At 70.5% G+C, this 16,395-nt stretch carries 17 protein-coding genes; 8 read left to right on the forward strand and 9 right to left on the reverse strand.

Annotated features, from left to right (window positions below; translation table 11 throughout):
- Position 1 precedes the first annotated feature (1 nt).
- A complete protein-coding gene (locus ACFWU3_RS15980; protein ID WP_384436947.1) occupies positions 2-331 on the reverse strand; it encodes an ATP/GTP-binding protein in 330 nt (109 codons plus the stop codon).
- A gap of 213 nt (positions 332-544) precedes the next feature.
- Here ACFWU3_RS15980 and ACFWU3_RS15985 point away from each other — a divergent pair, with 213 nt between their 5' ends.
- The gene (locus tag ACFWU3_RS15985; RefSeq protein WP_384436950.1) at positions 545-1,576 is read left to right on the forward strand and encodes an LLM class flavin-dependent oxidoreductase; all 1,032 of its coding nucleotides are present in this window, start codon (positions 545-547) and stop codon (positions 1,574-1,576) included.
- Between the two features lie 84 nt (positions 1,577-1,660).
- On the opposite strand, the gene ACFWU3_RS15990 is transcribed toward ACFWU3_RS15985, so the two are convergent.
- On the reverse strand, positions 1,661-2,053 hold the full coding sequence (locus tag ACFWU3_RS15990; protein WP_266487491.1) for an SCO5389 family protein: 393 nt from the start codon (positions 2,051-2,053) through the stop codon (positions 1,661-1,663).
- A 239-nt stretch (positions 2,054-2,292) separates the two neighbouring features.
- On the opposite strand from ACFWU3_RS15990, the gene nucS reads away from it, so the two are divergent.
- Positions 2,293-2,964, forward strand: coding sequence for an endonuclease NucS (gene nucS / locus ACFWU3_RS15995; protein ID WP_313944051.1), 672 nt, complete (start codon positions 2,293-2,295; stop codon positions 2,962-2,964).
- A 497-nt stretch (positions 2,965-3,461) separates the two neighbouring features.
- Here nucS and ACFWU3_RS16000 read toward each other — a convergent pair whose 3' ends face one another.
- From ACFWU3_RS16000 to ACFWU3_RS16015, 4 genes are all read right to left on the reverse strand, one after another.
- A complete protein-coding gene (locus tag ACFWU3_RS16000; RefSeq protein WP_384436954.1) occupies positions 3,462-5,948 on the reverse strand; it encodes an ATP-binding protein in 2,487 nt (828 codons plus the stop codon).
- Positions 5,949-6,279: 331 nt separating this feature from the next.
- Complete coding sequence (locus tag ACFWU3_RS16005) at positions 6,280-6,603, reverse strand: STAS domain-containing protein (protein WP_384436957.1); 324 nt, start codon at positions 6,601-6,603, stop codon at positions 6,280-6,282.
- A 165-nt stretch (positions 6,604-6,768) separates the two neighbouring features.
- Positions 6,769-7,617, reverse strand: coding sequence for a 3-hydroxyacyl-CoA dehydrogenase family protein (locus ACFWU3_RS16010; RefSeq protein ID WP_327680124.1), 849 nt, complete (start codon positions 7,615-7,617; stop codon positions 6,769-6,771).
- A gap of 125 nt (positions 7,618-7,742) precedes the next feature.
- Positions 7,743-8,384: a TetR/AcrR family transcriptional regulator gene (locus tag ACFWU3_RS16015; protein ID WP_384436961.1), complete on the reverse strand. Its 642-nt coding sequence runs from the start codon at positions 8,382-8,384 to the stop codon at positions 7,743-7,745.
- Positions 8,385-8,463: 79 nt separating this feature from the next.
- On the opposite strand from ACFWU3_RS16015, the gene ACFWU3_RS16020 reads away from it, so the two are divergent.
- The 3 genes from ACFWU3_RS16020 to ACFWU3_RS16030 are packed head-to-tail and all read left to right on the forward strand — an operon-like array spanning position 8,464 to position 10,608.
- The gene (locus ACFWU3_RS16020; RefSeq protein ID WP_384436964.1) at positions 8,464-9,246 is read left to right on the forward strand and encodes an ABC transporter ATP-binding protein; all 783 of its coding nucleotides are present in this window, start codon (positions 8,464-8,466) and stop codon (positions 9,244-9,246) included.
- A 20-nt stretch (positions 9,247-9,266) separates the two neighbouring features.
- On the forward strand, positions 9,267-10,022 hold the full coding sequence (locus ACFWU3_RS16025) for an ABC transporter permease (RefSeq protein ID WP_384436967.1): 756 nt from the start codon (positions 9,267-9,269) through the stop codon (positions 10,020-10,022).
- Positions 10,023-10,035: 13 nt separating this feature from the next.
- Positions 10,036-10,608: a cob(I)yrinic acid a,c-diamide adenosyltransferase gene (locus tag ACFWU3_RS16030; protein WP_356705477.1), complete on the forward strand. Its 573-nt coding sequence runs from the start codon at positions 10,036-10,038 to the stop codon at positions 10,606-10,608.
- Positions 10,609-10,644: 36 nt separating this feature from the next.
- Here the strand turns inward: ACFWU3_RS16030 and ACFWU3_RS16035 are convergent, their stop codons facing one another.
- Positions 10,645-11,226: a hypothetical protein gene (locus ACFWU3_RS16035; RefSeq protein WP_384436971.1), complete on the reverse strand. Its 582-nt coding sequence runs from the start codon at positions 11,224-11,226 to the stop codon at positions 10,645-10,647.
- Between the two features lie 150 nt (positions 11,227-11,376).
- Here ACFWU3_RS16035 and ACFWU3_RS16040 point away from each other — a divergent pair, with 150 nt between their 5' ends.
- The 3 genes from ACFWU3_RS16040 (at position 11,377) to ACFWU3_RS16050 (ending at position 15,250) form a co-directional block, all read left to right on the forward strand.
- On the forward strand, positions 11,377-12,582 hold the full coding sequence (locus ACFWU3_RS16040) for a sensor histidine kinase (protein WP_384436973.1): 1,206 nt from the start codon (positions 11,377-11,379) through the stop codon (positions 12,580-12,582).
- Positions 12,579-13,244 carry a response regulator gene (locus tag ACFWU3_RS16045; RefSeq protein WP_384436976.1) on the forward strand — a complete coding sequence of 222 codons (666 nt, stop codon included), beginning with the start codon at positions 12,579-12,581 and terminating at the stop codon, positions 13,242-13,244. The genes ACFWU3_RS16040 and ACFWU3_RS16045 overlap by 4 nt, the downstream gene beginning before the upstream one ends.
- Positions 13,245-13,402: 158 nt before the next feature.
- Complete coding sequence (locus ACFWU3_RS16050) at positions 13,403-15,250, forward strand: glycosyl hydrolase family 18 protein (RefSeq protein ID WP_384436979.1); 1,848 nt, start codon at positions 13,403-13,405, stop codon at positions 15,248-15,250.
- A gap of 128 nt (positions 15,251-15,378) precedes the next feature.
- On the opposite strand, the gene ACFWU3_RS16055 is transcribed toward ACFWU3_RS16050, so the two are convergent.
- Both ACFWU3_RS16055 and ACFWU3_RS16060 read right to left on the reverse strand, forming a co-directional pair.
- Positions 15,379-15,828 (reverse strand): DUF2550 domain-containing protein, encoded by a 450-nt coding sequence (locus ACFWU3_RS16055; RefSeq protein ID WP_384436982.1) that lies wholly within the window; start codon positions 15,826-15,828, stop codon positions 15,379-15,381.
- A gap of 139 nt (positions 15,829-15,967) precedes the next feature.
- Positions 15,968-16,351 carry a F0F1 ATP synthase subunit epsilon gene (locus ACFWU3_RS16060; protein ID WP_384436985.1) on the reverse strand — a complete coding sequence of 128 codons (384 nt, stop codon included), beginning with the start codon at positions 16,349-16,351 and terminating at the stop codon, positions 15,968-15,970.
- Positions 16,352-16,395: the final 44 nt, after the last annotated feature.

The following is a 16,395-nucleotide window of genomic DNA, read 5'->3' on the forward strand; positions in this document are numbered from 1 at the left end:
CTCAGTATCTCGGCGCGTTACGGGACCGCTGCACCCGCGAGGTGCGGCGGTCCTTCGCGTTCCAGCAGGCCTTGTGCCAGTGGCGCCGGTCCTCCACACCGCCGTGCTCCGGCCAGGCGACCACGTGCGGCAGGGCGGAGGGGATCTCCTGGTCGCAGCCCGGGCACCGGTACCGCTTGCCCGCGGCACTTGCGCCGGCGACGTGGCGGACCGACCAGTCCTCGCCCTGCCATTCCTCGCTGCGACCGAAGCCGCCGTACCTCTCACCCGGCTCACCGGGCGGCGCGGACGGGTTCTCGCCGCCCTTGGGGCGGTTGCGGCGCGGGGACACGTGACACCTCACGGGGCAAGTCCGGACAGTTCCCCTCCAGCCTACGGCCCGAAGTCCGGGGTACTCGTCCCGGCGGCGTGAGACGGTGACAGCCACCGGAGGGCAGTTACCGGACAATCGCAACAACTTCGCTCCTGGCCGTGCCCATGGCACGTGTCAGACGTTATTGCCATTGGGGGGAGTGACGCGTCGGCCGCAAGGAGGCACAAGGCGATGCGCGTGGGAACTTTTCTTCTGGCGGCCCAATTCCCGGGCCAGGGACAGGGGGAGGCACTGCACCGTGCGGTGCGGTCCGCCGAGGTCGCGGAGGAGTCCGGGCTGGACTCCGTCTGGCTGGCCGAGCACCACTTCGTGCCGTACGGAGTGTGCCCCTCGGCCGTGACGCTCGCCGCGCTGCTGCTCGGTCGTACGGAGAGAATCCGTGTGGGCACGGCGGTCACCGTGCTCCCCAGCGTGCACCCCGTGGCGCTCGGCGAGCAGGCCGCGCTCCTGCATCTGACCAGCGGCGGCCGCTTCTCCCTCGGGGTGGGTCGCGGTGGGCCGTGGATCGACCTGGAGGTCTTCGGATCGGGCCTCGAGGCATACGAGAGGGACTTCCCCGAATCGCTGGATCTGCTGATGCGTTGGCTGCGCGAGCCCGAAGTCGGCACCCGCGGCGACCGGTTCAGTTTCCGCGAGGTGCCGGTGGTGCCCCGGCCCGACGAGCTGTTCGGCGGACCGCCGAAGGGTCCCGAAGTGATCGTCGCCTGTACGTCCCCGAGGAGCGTCACCCTCGCCGCCGAGCGCGGCCTGCCGATGCTGCTCGGAATGCACTGCGGGGACGAGGAGAAGGCGGACATGGTCGCCATGTGGCGCCGGCTGGCCCTCGCGGCGGGCCACGCGCCCGAGGAGGTCGCTCAGGCCGGTCATGTGTCCGCGGGCGTGGCGCAGATCGCGGACCGCGGACCCGAGGCCCGGGAGACGCTGCTCAAGGCGATGCCGGGCTGGCTCAAGCAGGGCCTGGAGGCTCATGTCACGGTCGACGGCAGGCACCGCTCGATGCGGGACCCCGTCGCGTACACGGAACTGCTGTGCGGGCTGCACCCGGTGGGCCCGCCCCGGTTCGCCGCGGACCGGCTCGCGGCCACCGCCGAACGCACCGGAATCCGGCGGTTCGCCCTGCTCGTCGAGGGCTCGGGCGATCTGGCGGCCACGGAGGAGAACGTACGACGGCTGGGCGAGGAAGTCCTGCCCCTGCTGTCGTGAGCCGGGACGCGCCGAGCGTCCCGGGCGAGCTGCCGCTCCGGCACCAGTTGCACCTCCTGCGATGCGGAGCGGCAGCAAAGGAGATCAGCAGTCGCGCAGTTCGGGCGACTGGTTGAGCAACTGGCCCCGTATGGAAGTGAAGCGGGCGAGCCGCTCGTCCACCGATGAATCCAGCGGGAACACCGCAACGCGGTGGCAGTTCTGGAATGCCAGACGCACTCCGAAGTGCCGCTGCAGCGCACCGCGAATGGCATCACTCGCGAGTGCACGCAGCAGCTGACCACGTGCCTGCTCGTCCGGCGGAGGCGTCTGGTTGTCGGCGAAGTCCCCGCCGTCGACCTTCAGCTGTGCCACCAGCGAACTGATCATCTCCCATGCGAAGGGCAGGGAGGTCCGGACGCAGTCGACGAATGCTGCTTCATCGACCTCGCCTCGCTCGGCCTGTTCCAAAAGCGCCGGTGAGACGTCGAGCGACATGGGTTCTCCTCTCGCGACCCCGGGTCGACGGGGCCTTACGGGCAGGGAAGGAGGCTGCCGGACACGACGACATGAGCCACGCATGACGACGCAGAGTGCACAACCGACAACCTCCTGCATCCACGGTAAGTGCGCAGTCCAGACGACACCAGGAGATTGGGAGCACAACCGGCCATTAACGAACGGGGCTTGTAGGGCGAATCGCGCGCGACCACGTGCGTCGAGTAGCGTTGCCGACCATGCGTCTTGTCATCGCCCGCTGCTCCGTGGACTACGCGGGCCGGCTCACCGCCCACCTGCCCTCTGCACCCCGTCTGATCCTGGTCAAGGCGGACGGCAGCGTCTCGATCCACGCTGACGACAGGGCCTACAAACCACTGAACTGGATGTCCCCTCCCTGCACGCTCAAGGAAGGCTCCGACGAAAACGACAGTGTGTGGACGGTCATCAACAAAGCGGGCGAGAAACTGATCATCACGATGGAGGAAATCCTCCACGACTCCTCGCACGAGCTCGGCGTGGACCCCGGCCTGATCAAGGACGGTGTGGAGGCGCATCTGCAGGAGCTCCTCGCGGACCGCATCGAGACGCTGGGCGAGGGCTACAGCCTGATCCGCCGCGAATACCCCACGGCCATCGGCCCGGTGGACATCCTGTGCCGTGACGCGGACGGCGCGACGGTCGCGGTGGAGATCAAGCGCCGCGGCGAGATCGACGGCGTGGAACAGCTGACGCGCTACCTGGAACTGCTGAACAGGGACCCGCATCTGGCCCCGGTGAAGGGCGTGTTCGCGGCCCAGGAGATCAAACCGCAGGCCCGGGTGCTGGCGACGGACCGGGGCATCGGGTGTGTGGTGCTGGACTACAACGCGATGCGGGGCATCGAGGACGACAAGCTGCGGCTGTTCTGAGCGGGGGCGAGTGATGCTCGGGGGCGCGGCCCCCGAGTGCCCCTGGTCCTCGCCGGACGGGCTGGATCTCCACAGCCCGCACGTCACTCCGCCGGGCGGTGTCCTCAAACGCCGGACGGGCTGGAACTCCACAGCCCGCACATCACGGCAGCGGCCCGCACCAAGCCCCGCCGGCGATCGAGGCGCGGGCCCGGAGCAGCGCCCCGCAACGACCCGCACCTCACTCCGCGGGGCAGCACCGCCCTCCAGGCGGCGTCTCAAACGCCGGACGGGCTGGAACTCCACAGCCCGCACATCACGGCAGCGGCCCGCATCAAGCCCCGCCGGCGATCGAGGCGCGGGGCCCGGGGCAGCGCCCCGCAACGACCCGCACCTCACTCCGCGGGGCAGCACCGCCCTCCGGGCGGCGTCTCGAACGCCGGACGGGCTGGAACTCAAGCCCCGCCGGCGATTGAGGCGCAGGGTCCGGGGCAGCGCCCCGCAATTACCCGCGTCCGTCAGATGACCGGCTCCCCCGCCGGCTCGGACACCGGCGCACTGCTCGTCATCGGCGCACCCGACGTCCCGGTGGGCCCGCCCGCCGACGTGCCCTCGTCCGGCGTGTCCGGCGATGTGGGTCCACCGGACGGCGTGCTCGGAGTCTCGCTGGGCGTGTCGGACGGCGTGTCCGACGGCGTCTCCGACGGAGTGGGCTTCCCCGACGTCGTCGGCGGCTTCGGCGTCGACTTCGTCGGCTTCGGCTTCCCCGACGACGACTCACCCCCCGGCTCCGACCTGCTCGGCGAAACCCCGCCGTCCGGCCCCTCCGCCCCGTCCGTCGACGCACTCGACCCGGGCGTCACCGCCCCGGACGGGTCCGGGACATCGGACGGGTCGCTCGGGCCGTCGTCCGAGCCGTTCTCGGGCTCGTCCGCTGTGAGGCCGTCCTGGCCGTCGTCCTGGTTCGCCGACTGGCCGTTGCCGACCTTGTCGCTCGGCGGGTCCTGGTTGTCCGAGGTCGCGCCCAGTGTCACCACCGTGCCGAGCACGACCGCGAGCAGCGCGCCCGCACCCGCGGCGACGAGGTTGCGGCCGCTGCCGAGCACCGCGGGGCGCCTGCGCTTCGTCGTGCTGCCGTCGGCCGGCGTGCGGCTCGCGACCAGCGTCTCCGGCGTCGTGCCGGTCGTGGAAGACGCGGAAGACGTGGAAGACACAGCCCGCGACGCCCCGAGGCCCGCGAGCGGCACGGGCAGGTTCGCCGGCGCGCCCTTCGCGGGCGAGGACGGCTGCTTCTGGCGCGCCGGGGCCACTTCCTGCCCCGCCGGGACGGCAGTGGCGGGAACGCTCGGCACGAGCCCGTTCTCGCGGTCCGTGACGAGCGCGAGTGCCCGGCGTCCGGAGACGGTTCCGTTCTTGTCGGCGAGTGCGCCGCGCAGGGCGATCGACGCCTCCAGCTCGGCGCGCGCCCGGTCCAGGCTGTCCGTGCAGAGCGCCAGGATGCCCAATTCATGGTGGAAGTAGGCTTCTTCGGCCACTTCGCCCGCTATTCGCGCGGCTTCGGATCCCACGCGCAGGACACGTTCCCACGCGCCCCAGTGCATCCCGGCCGCAAAGGCCGGCGCCGCGCTGCGGGCGAGCAGGACGGCCGCGCTGGGGTGGCCCGCCTCCGTGCCCGGCACCAGCGCGGTGAGCGCGGCCAGCAGGGCGTCGGACTCGGCCACGGCGCGCTCGGGGGTGACGGACGGGTGTCCGGCCCACCAGGCGTAGTGCTGGGCCGCCGTGTGGGCGTGGGCCGCCGCGTCCTCGGCGTACCCCTTCTCCGTGAGCTGGGCCGGCACACCGGCGGCCAGCCGGTAGCGTCCGCCGACCGATGAGAGCAGGCCGCAGCTCATCAGTTCGCCGAGTGCCGCGTCCGCGTGGGTGTCCCCCACGAGCGCGGGGAGGTGTGCCTGGTGCGGCACCTCGCCGCCGAGTGCGACCGCGAAGCGCAGGGTCTCCCGGGCGGAGTCGCTCAGCCGGGAGGCGAGCAGCGCGGCGGGCGCCGCGCCCTCCCCCAGGCTGGGCAGCGGTACGTCGTTGCCCTCGGCCGCGTCGTACGGCGCGTACGCCTCGAAGGCCTCCGGGTCGGCGCGCAGTTCGTCGCACTGCCGCAACAGCGCGCCCGCCTGCACGAAACGCAGCGGAAGGCCCTCGGACTCGAACCAGAGGTCGCCCGCCCAGTTCGTCTCGTCCTCGGTCAGCGGCCGTTCGACGGTGCGCTCGAGGAGGTCCAGGGAGGCGGCTCGGCCGAGGCCCGTGAGGCCGACCTCTTCGAGGTGGGCGTCGGCGCCGGGCGCCGGGACGTCGGGGGTGGCGGCGAGGAGGAAGGCGCACTCGGGTGCCGCGTCGAGCAGTTCGGCGAGCGACGCGCCGCCGAACTCGAGATCGTCGAGGACGACGATCGCGCCTATCTCCCGGATGTGCGTCAGCAGGCTCGTACGGTCGGGCCTGCGTTGCGGCGCCTTGTACACGGCCGCAAACAGTTCGTGCAGCAGATCCGTCGGGGTGCGGTGCAGTCCGTTCAGGCGCACGACGCCGTCGGGTGCGAGCGTGGCGCAGTCCTCGGCGACGGTGTCGAGCAGGGCGCTGCGCCCGGAGCCGGCGGGTCCCGACAGCCGTACGGAGCGTCCTCGGCCCAGCAGCCCCACCAGCCGCTCGCGTTCTTCGTCGCGCTCCAGCAGCGGGAGCCTCGGCGCGAGCGGGCCGGGCGGCACGGGCGGCTGCGCGGTGCGCTGGAGCTCGGCCCGTTCCTCGGCGGTGTGGCGGACCGGCGCGGCCGGCGCCTCTCCCGGCGGGCAGGGTTCTATCTCGCTGCCGTCGACGGGATTGACGGTGAGCAGGAAGTCGCCCGCGACGATCCGAACGGTGCGCGCGAGCGCGGGCACATGCTGTCCGAAGTCGGGCGTGCCGGGGTCGCGCGGCGGGCGCGGCTGGCCCGCGCCCTCGCCGAAACTGTCCTTGTCCATGGTTCAAGCCCCCCAGATGCGGCTTCGCATAGGTTCGTCCCCGCCAAGATTCTGTTGACTCTGTGGCGGAGCCACGTGCCGATGTCCCTCCCGGCCACTCTGCACGCCCCGCTGTCGCTTCGGGTCCGGTGCCCGCCGCGTGGGTTCGTCAAAACGGCGGGCGACCGAACCCTAGACCGTTGCAGGGTAACGCCGAACCAGGGGGGTGCCGCCCCGCCCGGGACGTCACATTCTCATGAGGATTGCGAGGTGTCGCACGGCGGGCACCCGGGGGACCCTCACCCTCGGAAGGAGTGATTCCGCCCCAACTCGGGCAACTCCGCCCGGAGCGTCAGACCCGAGGGAGCGACTCGGCGGCGAGGCCGCCCTCGATCGCCAGGATGCGGTGCAGTCGGGTGGCCACCAGAAGACGCTGCATCTGCGGCGGCACTCCGCGCAGAACCAGTCTTCGCCCGCAGCGGCCGGCGCGCCGGTGGGCGCCCATGATGACCCCGAGCCCGGTGGCGTCCCAGGAGTCGAGGTCGGTCAGGTCGAGCACCAGGTCGCCGACTCCGCCGTCGACGGCCGAATGCAGGACCGTACGGGCGTCCGCCGCGCTGCGGACGTCGAGGCGGCCCCCGACGACCAGCTCGGCGTGGTCGCCCCTGATGTGCATATGCGCTCCCCGAGAGTGCTTCAGTGCCTGTGACTGACTCTGTCTGCTCTGGCTGCTCTTCTGTCTTGCAACAACTGACTGCCGGGTGGGCCGCCTGGTTGCTGTTTGTAAGCGAACCGATACCGAATTCACCCCATGGGGTGATGCCGCACAGGTTCCGGATGATCAGTGCTTGTAGAAGCCCTGCCCGCTCTTGCGGCCGATGTCACCGGCGTCCACCATCCGGCGCATCAGCTCCGGCGGCGCGAACTTCTCGTCCTGGGACTCGGTGTAGATGTTGCTCGTCGCGTGCAGCAGGATGTCCACGCCCGTCAGGTCGGCGGTCGCGAGCGGCCCCATGGCGTGGCCGAAGCCCAGCTTGCAGGCGATGTCGATGTCCTCCGCGGAGGCGACGCCCGACTCGTAGAGCTTCGCGGCCTCGACGACGAGCGCCGAGATGAGACGGGTGGTCACGAAACCGGCGACGTCACGGTTGACGACGATGCAGGTCTTCCCGACGGACTCGGCGAACTCCCGTGTGGTGGCGAGGGTTTCGTCGCTGGTCTTGTAGCCGCGCACGAGTTCGCACAGCTGCATCATCGGGACGGGCGAGAAGAAGTGTGCGCCCACGACGCGCTCCGGACGCTCCGTCACGGCCGCGATCTTGGTGATCGGGATGGCGGACGTGTTGGACGCCAGCACGGCGTCGTCGCGTACGAGCTTGTCCAGCGCACGGAAGATCTCGTGCTTGACCTCGAGCTTCTCGAAGACCGCCTCCACGACGATGTCCGCGTCGGCGACGGCGTCCAGGTCGGTCGTGGTGGTGATGCGCGCCAACGCGGCTTCCGCGTCGGACGCTTCGAGCTTGCCCTTGGAGACGAACTTCTCGTACGAGGCCTTGATGCCGTCCTTGCCGCGGGTCAGCGCCTCGTCGGTGACATCACGCAGAACCACGTCCCAGCCCGCCTGGGCAGAGACCTGCGCGATACCGGACCCCATGAGTCCGGCCCCGATGACGGCGAGCTTCCTGGCCACTGCGACACCCCTTAACACCTGTTTACATTTCGCCTCTCCGGCGGAGGTTAGCGCTCGTGAGGTGCCGTGTGGCGGCGAAGAGATGCGCGTCACGTCTCAGATGACGGACATCACACTGGTACGCGTCATTCCGCGGTGCGGACCGCGTAGCGAAGGACCCGCTCACCCAGCAGCTCCTCCATCTCGTCCAGGAGGACGAGGGCTTCACGGGAAACCTCGGCGGCGGACCGCCGCTTGACCATCTCCGTACCGATCCAGCCGAGCACCGTGCTGTGCAGCCAGGAGAGCTGACCGGCGACCAGGGAAGGCAGCAGGTCGCCGTCCGCGGGGTCCGCCTCCTGCCGCATCGTGGCCTCCAGATCGAGGAGGCTCTCCTGCTGAATGGCCCACAGCCGCGAACGCAGGGTGTGCGCCCCGGTGATGACGTTCAGGAAGTCCGCATACCCGTCGAAAAGTCCGACGGTGGGCGAAACACCCTCGACGGCCTCGCGCAGTTCGCGCAGGACGGCGTCGGCCGCCGACTCGCCGGCGCGTCTGCCGCGCACCCACCGGGAGAGCCGGTCGACGACGCCGCGGCTGCGGTCGAGGAAGAGCTCCTCCTTGGCCGGGAAGTAGTTGTAGACCGTGTTGACCGACACATCGGCGGCCTCGGCGATCTCGGCAATGGTCACCGCGTCGAAGCCGCGCCGGAGGAACAGACCGGTCGCGACGTCCGAGATGTGCTGTCTGGTCTGCCGCTTCTTGCGCTCTCTCAGTCCCTCGGCCATGGCGTCATCGTAGCTTTCTTGGCCGGAATGAAAACTTGGCGTCATTGCAAAATTTAAGTGACTCTGTTTTTCTGAGGCCATGGCAATCATCAGTACGGCCGGGCTCTCCCGGACCTTCCGCACGAAGAACGGACCCGTGGAGGCGGTGCGCGGCATCGATCTCACCGTCCCGAGCGGCGAGATCCTCGGCTTCCTCGGCCCGAACGGCGCGGGCAAGACCACCACCCTGCGGATGCTCACCACGCTGCTCCCGCCCACCGGCGGAGCGGCCACCGTCGCCGGCTGCGACCTGGTCCGCGATCCGGCGGGCGTCCGCCGCAAGGCCGGATACGTCGCCCAGTCCGGCGGCCTCGACCCCCAGGTCGGCGTCCGGGAGGAGCTGATCACCCAGGGACGGCTGTACCGGCTGTCCAAGGAGGCGGCCGCCGCGCGGGCGGAGGAACTGGCGGACGAGCTCGGCTTCCGCGGACTCCTCGACCGCCGGACCGCCGCCCTGTCCGGCGGCCAGCGCCGCCGGCTCGACATCGCGATGGGCCTCGTGCACCGGCCCGCGGTGCTGTTCCTGGACGAGCCGACCACCGGACTCGACCCCGGCAGCCGCAACGACCTGTGGGATCTCGTACGCCGGCTGCGCGACGACCACGGCACGACGGTCGTCCTGACGACCCACTACCTCGACGAGGCCGACGCGCTCGCGGACCGGATCGTCGTCGTCGACCACGGCGTCGTCGCCGCCGAGGGCACCCCGTCGGCGCTGAAGGCGCGGTACGCGGGCTCGCCCGATGCCACGCTCCAGGACGCCTTCCTCGCGATCACCGGGCGCGGACCCGCCCCCGTCCACGCCACCCCCCTAGCTGTCTGAACTCCCCTTCAGGACTCCTCATGTCTGCACTCGTCTCCGACACCGCGCTGATCTTCGGGCGGTACGCCCGGCAGACCCTGCGCTCCCCCTTCCAGATCCTCTTCGGCGTACTGATGCCGCTGCTCTACCTGCTCTTCTTCGGCCCCCTGCTCACCGGCGTGCCCCTGTCCTCGGCCGGCAGTTCCTGGCAGGTCCTGGTGCCGGGCCTGCTGCTCCAACTCGGCCTGTTCGGCGCCTCGTTCGCCGGGTTCGCGGTCATCATCGAGAAGAACCACGGCGTGGTGGAGCGGATGCGCGTCACTCCCGTCAGCCGGCTGGCGCTGCTGCTCGGCCGGGTCCTGCGCGACGCCGCGCTCTTCGTCTTCCAGGGCGTTCTGCTGGTGCTCGCCGCTCTGCTCATGGGACTGCGTGTGCCGTTCGTCGGAGCTCTGATCGGCTTCGTGTTCGTCGGCCTGCTGACGCTCTCGCTCGCCGCGCTGTCGTACGCGCTGGCGCTGAAGGTCCGTACCCCGCAGGAGTTCGGTCCGGTGATCAACGCGCTCGCCATGCCGTCGATGCTGCTGTCCGGGCTGATGCTGCCGATGACCCTGGCGCCGGGATGGCTGGACGTGCTCTCGCATCTGATGCCGTTCCGCTATCTGGTGGACGCGATGCGGGACGCGTACGTCGGCCAGTACGCGACGGCCTCCATGCTCTACGGAGCGCTGGTCGCCCTCGGACTCACCGGTGCCGCCGTGACGGTCGGCACACGCGTCTTCCGCCGGGCCGGTGGGTAACTAGGCTGGTCACATGGTCAATCTGACGCGCATCTACACCCGTACCGGCGACCAGGGCACGACGGCTCTCGGCGACATGAGCAGGACCGCCAAGACCGATCTGCGGATCTCGGCGTACGCCGACGCCAACGAGGCCAACGCCGTTCTCGGCACCGCGGTCGCGCTGGGGCAGCTTCCGGACGAGGTCGTCGCGGTCCTGGTCCGGGTCCAGAACGATCTCTTCGACGTGGGCGCGGACCTGTCGACCCCGGTGGTGGCCGACCCCGAGTACCCGCCGCTGCGGGTCGAGCAGTTCTACATCGACCGTCTCGAGGCCGACTGCGACCGGTTCAACGACGAGCTGGAGAAGCTGCGCAGCTTCATCCTGCCGGGCGGGACGCCGGGGGCCGCCCTGCTGCACCACGCCTGCACGGTCGTCCGGCGTGCGGAGCGCTCGACGTGGGCGGCGCTGGAGGCGCACGGCGAGACCATGAACCCGCTCACCGCCACCTACCTCAACCGCCTCTCCGATCTGCTGTTCATCCTCGCGAGGACGGCGAACAAGGAGACCGGCGACGTGCTGTGGGTCCCGGGCGGGGAGCGCTGACCCGCTCCCCCCGCCGGGGCCGGCTCCCCGAAGCCGTCACTGACGCTCCACCCTGACCGGTTCACGGTCGGACGTCGCCTCTGCCGCCGGGGCCTTCTTGGGCCAGATCGCGTACGTGAGAGCGATCAGGCCGTGGATGCCCGCGGTGCGCCAGGCGACGTACATCCAGCTCTGCAGCGGACCGGTCCGGCTGGGGTCGTCCACGTACCAGACGGCGAGCTGGAGGAGCCCGGTGGCGACGGCGGCCGCGATCAGCGTCCCGGTCCACACCTTGCCCTCGTGCTTCGCCCGCGCCATGCCGTGGCGCGGCGGCTTCACCGGCGGCGGGGCGCCGCCGAATCGGTGGGCGGCGTGGCCGTCGAGCCAGGTGATGGTGCGGTGGCCGTGTCCCACCGTGTAGCCGATGTAAAGGGCGGCCAGTCCGTGCTTCCAGCTCGGCTCTCCCCCGTTCTTCAGGTCGAGTGCGGTCACGACCAGCAGGACGACCTCCAGCAGCGGTTCGCACAGCAGCAGGGCCATACCCACACGCGGCATCTTCAGCAGATAGCGCGTGGCGAGCCCCGCGGCCAGCAGTACCCAGAAGCCGACCTCGCAGATCACGATCAGCGTGACGATCACGGCACTCTCCCTTCGTTGCCTCCAGCGTCCCGGCCGCCGGGCCGCCGGGCGTCGTCGCCGATGACGAAGTGGCGCTGCATCCTTCGATGTAGCCGCGGCTCACCCCGCACGGGGAGGCGGCGAGTGTCCGCCGCCGTGTTTCATGGGGTGGTGACCTTCCCCCGCCCGCACCGCGACGATGTGCTCCTGGCCGTGGCCATGCTCTTCGGCGGTGTCGTGCTGTGGTCGTTCGGGCTGCACATCACGGAGAACCGGGACCTCCTGCCCCCGTGGGCGGCCCTGGTGCCGCTCGGATCGACGGCGTTCCTGGAGCTGCTGCGCAGAACGATGCCGCGGACGTGCCTGCTGGCCGGGACGGTGGCGGTGGTGGCCGACCAGTTCACGGTCGGGAACCTCTTCACCGTGCTGATGTTCACGGACCTCGTCTACGCGTCGGTGGTGTACGGATCACCCGGCACGGCCCGCCGGGTCCCGGTGATCACCGGACTGATCACGGTCGCCTCGACCATCACCTTCCTCGCCTGGTTCCGCGACCCGGCCGGGCTGCTGCTGGGCGTGGTCACCGGTCTCGTCAGCTTCGCCCCGGCCACCACCGGCGCGATCATCCGCAATCACCGCGAGGCCGCCGAGGCGGCGAAGCTGCGGGCCGAGCAGACCGCGCTGCTCGCCGAGATGGACCGGGTCCAGGCCGTGACCGCGGAGCGCGCCCGGATGGCGCGCGAGCTGCACGACATGGTCGCCAACCACCTCTCCGCCATCGCCATCCACTCCACCGCCGCACTCTCGCTCGACGATCCGAGGACCACCCAGGGCGCGCTGGAGGTGATCCGCGAGAACAGCGTTCAGGGGCTCGCGGAGATGCGCCGGCTGATCGGTCTGCTGCGGGACAGCAGCGACGACAAGGAGCCGGCCGCCGCGCCGACGCTCGACGGGCTGGAGTCGCTCGTCGAGCAGGCGCGTACGAACGGCTCGGGCAGCGGGCTCGACTTCGCGCTCGACGACCGGCGCGAGAACGGCCTCAGGCTGCCCGCGCCGGTGGAACTGGCGGCGTACCGGATCGTGCAGGAGTCGCTGACGAACGCCCTCAAGCACGCGGAGTCGGGACAGGTCCGTATCGCGCTCGCCCATGCGACGGGCCGGGCCCTCACCGTCACGGTGACCAGCCCCTTCGGCCGCCGGCCCGGTCCGCGCGCGCCCGGTTCGGGAGCGGGCCTGGTCGGTATGCGGGAGCGGGTGGCGCTGCTGGACGGGGAGTTCGAGGCGGGACCCACCGAGGGGCCGCCGCAGGGTCCGGAGAAGATCTGGTGCGTACGGGCGGTGCTGCCCGTACGGGACAAAGGAGAGCCGTCGGCATGACGCAGGGAGCAGGGCGCGTACGCGTGCTCGTCGCGGAGGACCAGAGCGCGGTACGGGCGGGGCTGGTGCTCATCCTCGGCAGCGCGCCGGACATCGAGGTCGTCGGTGAGGCGGCGGACGGCGAGGAGGCGGTGCGTCTCGCCCGCGAACTGCGGCCCGATCTGGTGCTGATGGATGTGCAGATGCCGCGGCTCGACGGTGTTTCGGCGACGCGTCAGGTCGTCGAGGAGAAGCTCGCGGACGTGCTGGTGCTGACGACCTTCGATCTGGACGAGTACGTCTTCGGGGCCCTGCGGGCCGGGGCGGCGGGGTTTCTGCTGAAGAACACGGACGCCCACGATCTGCTGGAGGCGGTGCGCACCGTGGCCCGCGGCGAGGGGCTCATCGCGCCGGCCGTCACCCGCCGGCTGATCGCGGAGTTCGCCACCCCGCGGCCCGTACGCTCCCCCGACGCGCCCGACCCGGCCATCCTCGACGTGCTCACCCGCAGGGAGCGTGAGGTACTCGGCTGTCTGGGTGAGGGGCTGTCGAACGCCGAGATCGCGGCTCGCCTTCTGATGGCTGAGGCGACGGTGAAGACCCATGTCAGCAGGCTGCTCGGGAAGCTGGAGCTGCGCAGCCGGGTCCAAGCCGCGGTTCTCGCACAGGAGTTGGGGGTCTGAGCGGGGATCCACCCGCAGTTGACCCGCCTTTGGTCTGGACCTATTGACGATTGGTCCAGACCTTCCTACTCTCACCGCACAGCACGCTGCGGTGAGCCCCGCTCGCGTGCCTGCTCGGACCGACCCGTCCTGTCCGTCCGCAACTCGAGGAGCACCCCTTGAGAACGAGCACCTCCCGCACCAGCGGAAGATTCAGATCCAGAGCGACGGCGGGTCTCACCGCCCTCCTGCTCCCCCTGGCCGCCATGGTCGGCCTCGCCTCCCCTGCCGAGGCCGCTCCGTCGGCGACCGCCACCTACGCCAAGACCTCCGACTGGGGCTCCGGGTTCGAGGGCAAGTGGACGGTGAAGAACACCGGCACCACCTCGCTGAGCTCGTGGACCGTCGAGTGGGACTTCCCCGCCGGCACCGCGGTCACCTCCGCCTGGGACGCGGACGTCACCAGCTCCGGCACCCACTGGACCGCCAAGAACAAGGCGTGGAACGGCTCCCTCGCCCCCGGCGCCTCCGTCTCCTTCGGCTTCAACGGCACCGGCAGCGGCTCCCCTTCCGGCTGCAAGCTCAACGGCGCCTCCTGCGACGGCGGCAGCCTCCCGGGCGACAACCCGCCCTCCGCGCCCGGCACCCCCTCCGCCTCCAACATCACCAACACCGCGGTGACCCTCGGCTGGACCGCGGCGACCGACGACAGGGGCATCAAGAACTACGACGTGCTGCGCGACGGAACGCGGGTCGCGACGGTCACCGGACTCACGTACACCAACACCGGACTCACCGCGGGCACGAACTACTCGTACACGATCCAGGCACGCGACACCGCCGACCAGACGGGGCCGGTCAGCGGCTCCCGCGCGGTGCGGACGACCGGCGGCGGCACCGACCCCGGACCGGGCGACAAGGTCAAGCTGGGCTACTTCACCAACTGGGGCGTCTACCAGCGCAACTACCACGTGAAGAACCTGGTGACCTCCGGCACCGCGGCCAAGATCACCCACATCAACTACGCCTTCGGCAACGTCCAGGGCGGCCGCTGCACCATCGGTGACGCCTTCGCGGACTACGACAAGGCCTACACCGCCGACCAGAGCGTCGACGGCAAGGCCGACACCTGGGACCAGCCGCTGCGCGGCAACTTCAACCAGCTGCGCAAGCTGAAGGCCCAGTACCCGAACATCAAGATCCTGTGGTCCTTCGGCGGCTGGACCTGGTCCGGCGGCTTCGGCCAGGCCGCGGCCAACCCGGCCGCGTTCGCCGAGTCCTGCTACCAGCTGGTGGAGGACCCGCGCTGGGCCGATGTCTTCGACGGGATCGACCTGGACTGGGAGTACCCGAACGCCTGCGGTCTCACCTGCGACACCTCCGGCCCCGCCTCGCTCAGGAACGTGATGCAGGCCATGCGCGCCAGGTTCGGCTCGGGCAACCTCGTCACCGCCGCCATCTCCGCCGACGGCACCAACGGCGGCAAGCTGGACGCGGCCGACTACGCGGGCGCCGCCCAGTACGTCGATTTCTACAACGTCATGACGTACGACTTCTTCGGCACCTGGGCGGCCCAGGGTCCGACGGCCCCGCACTCCCCGCTCACCTCGTACGCGGGCATCCCGCAGGAGGGCTTCACCTCCGAGGCCGCCATCACCAAACTCAAGGGCAAGGGCATCAGCGGCAGCAAGCTGAACCTCGGCATCGGCTTCTACGGCCGCGGCTGGACCGGCGTCACCCAGGCCACCCCCGGCGGCACCGCCACCGGCCCGGCCCCCGGCACCTACGAGCCGGGCAACGAGGACTACAAGGTCCTCAAGGTGACCTGCCCGTCCACCGGCACCGTCGCCGGCACCGCCTACGCCAAGTGCGGAAGCAACTGGTGGAGCTACGACACCCCCGCCACGATCGGCACCAAGATGTCCTGGGCGAAGAGCCAGGGCCTCAAGGGCGCCTTCTACTGGGAGTTCAGCGGCGACACCGCCAACGGTGAACTCGCCAACGCGGTCCACACGGGACTGCAGTAGACAGACCGAAGCCGGGGTGGAACGGGTCCGTCCCCGTCCACCCCGGCTTCTTCATGTCCCACGCACGCCCGGTGCCCTGCGTGACGTTCACCCTCCCCCAGACCGCGTCCGGGGGCGAGAGGGCCTACTCAGGCCACATTGACTCGTTGGCCGGGAGGCGCCGCCTCCAGCCAGGCGAGGAACCCGGTCAGCGCGTCCTCGCTCATCGCGAGCTCCAGACGCGTACCCCGGTGGACACAGCCGAGCACGATCGCGTCGGACAGCAGCGCCAGCTCCTCCTCGCCCTCCGGAGTGCGGCGGGCCACGACCTCGATGGCCGAGCGCTCCAGGACCCGGCGGGGACGCGGAGAGTAGGAGAAGACGCGGAACCACATGATCCGGTCGCCGCTGTAGCGGGCGACGCCGTACACCCAGCCCTTGCCGGAGACATCCGTCTCGTCCAGGACGTTCCAGCGCAGGCTGCAGTCGAAGGTGCCGCCGGAACGCTGGATCAGGCGACGGCGCAGACCGAAGACGAACAGTCCGACCCCCACCAGCACAACGAAAACCAGACCGCTCACAAGCAGAGCGAGGAACATCTCCACCGACCTCCTCGCATCGATCTCGTCATGGTCCGCACCGGTGTTCCCATGTGCGCCTGCATTGCCTCAGCCGCGACACGGTCTGGAGGTGTCCAGTCCGGGCCGCGGCTGAGGGCGACAACTGTCGGCGGGGTGCTCAGCGCACCGCCACCGCACGCAGTCGGACGTCGGCACGGCGCTCCGCGACGGCGTCGTCGTCGGACTTCGCGCGCTCCAGCGCACGCTCGGCGCGCTGTGCATCGATCTCGTCCGCCAGCTCGGCAATCTCCGCCAGCAGCGAGAGCTTGTTGTCGGCGAAGGAGATGAAACCGCCGTGCACCGCGGCGACGACAGTCCCGGCTCCGCCTTCAGAGCTTGTACGGATGGTCACCGGGCCCGATTCCAGCACACCGAGCAGCGGCTGGTGACCGGGCATGACGCCGATGTCGCCGGACGTGGTGCGCGCGACGACCAGGGTGGCCTCGCCGGACCATACCTGCCGGTCAGCGGCGACCAGCTCGACGTGCAGCTCAGCAGCCAAGGGTGGCTCCTCGGGTCACCACCCGGCGGTTCTGCCGGGTGTTG

This window comes from Streptomyces sp. NPDC058685, from assembly GCF_042714725.1.
In the GTDB taxonomy this organism is placed as follows: Bacteria; Actinomycetota; Actinomycetes; order Streptomycetales; family Streptomycetaceae; genus Streptomyces.

Bases quoted from the DNA above. Each gene is read 5' to 3' on its own strand.
- ACFWU3_RS15985 (WP_384436950.1), top strand. From the start codon at position 545: ATGCGCGTGGGAACTTTTCTTCTGGCGGCCCAATTCCCGGGCCAGGGA.
- ACFWU3_RS15990 (WP_266487491.1), bottom strand. From the start codon at position 2,053: ATGTCGCTCGACGTCTCACCGGCGCTTTTGGAACAGGCCGAGCGAGGC.
- nucS (WP_313944051.1), top strand. From the start codon at position 2,293: ATGCGTCTTGTCATCGCCCGCTGCTCCGTGGACTACGCGGGCCGGCTC.
- ACFWU3_RS16000 (WP_384436954.1), bottom strand. From the start codon at position 5,948: ATGGACAAGGACAGTTTCGGCGAGGGCGCGGGCCAGCCGCGCCCGCCG.
- ACFWU3_RS16005 (WP_384436957.1), bottom strand. From the start codon at position 6,603: ATGCACATCAGGGGCGACCACGCCGAGCTGGTCGTCGGGGGCCGCCTC.
- ACFWU3_RS16015 (WP_384436961.1), bottom strand. From the start codon at position 8,384: ATGGCCGAGGGACTGAGAGAGCGCAAGAAGCGGCAGACCAGACAGCAC.
- ACFWU3_RS16020 (WP_384436964.1), top strand. From the start codon at position 8,464: ATGGCAATCATCAGTACGGCCGGGCTCTCCCGGACCTTCCGCACGAAG.
- ACFWU3_RS16025 (WP_384436967.1), top strand. From the start codon at position 9,267: ATGTCTGCACTCGTCTCCGACACCGCGCTGATCTTCGGGCGGTACGCC.
- ACFWU3_RS16030 (WP_356705477.1), top strand. From the start codon at position 10,036: ATGGTCAATCTGACGCGCATCTACACCCGTACCGGCGACCAGGGCACG.
- ACFWU3_RS16045 (WP_384436976.1), top strand. From the start codon at position 12,579: ATGACGCAGGGAGCAGGGCGCGTACGCGTGCTCGTCGCGGAGGACCAG.
- ACFWU3_RS16055 (WP_384436982.1), bottom strand. From the start codon at position 15,828: ATGTTCCTCGCTCTGCTTGTGAGCGGTCTGGTTTTCGTTGTGCTGGTG.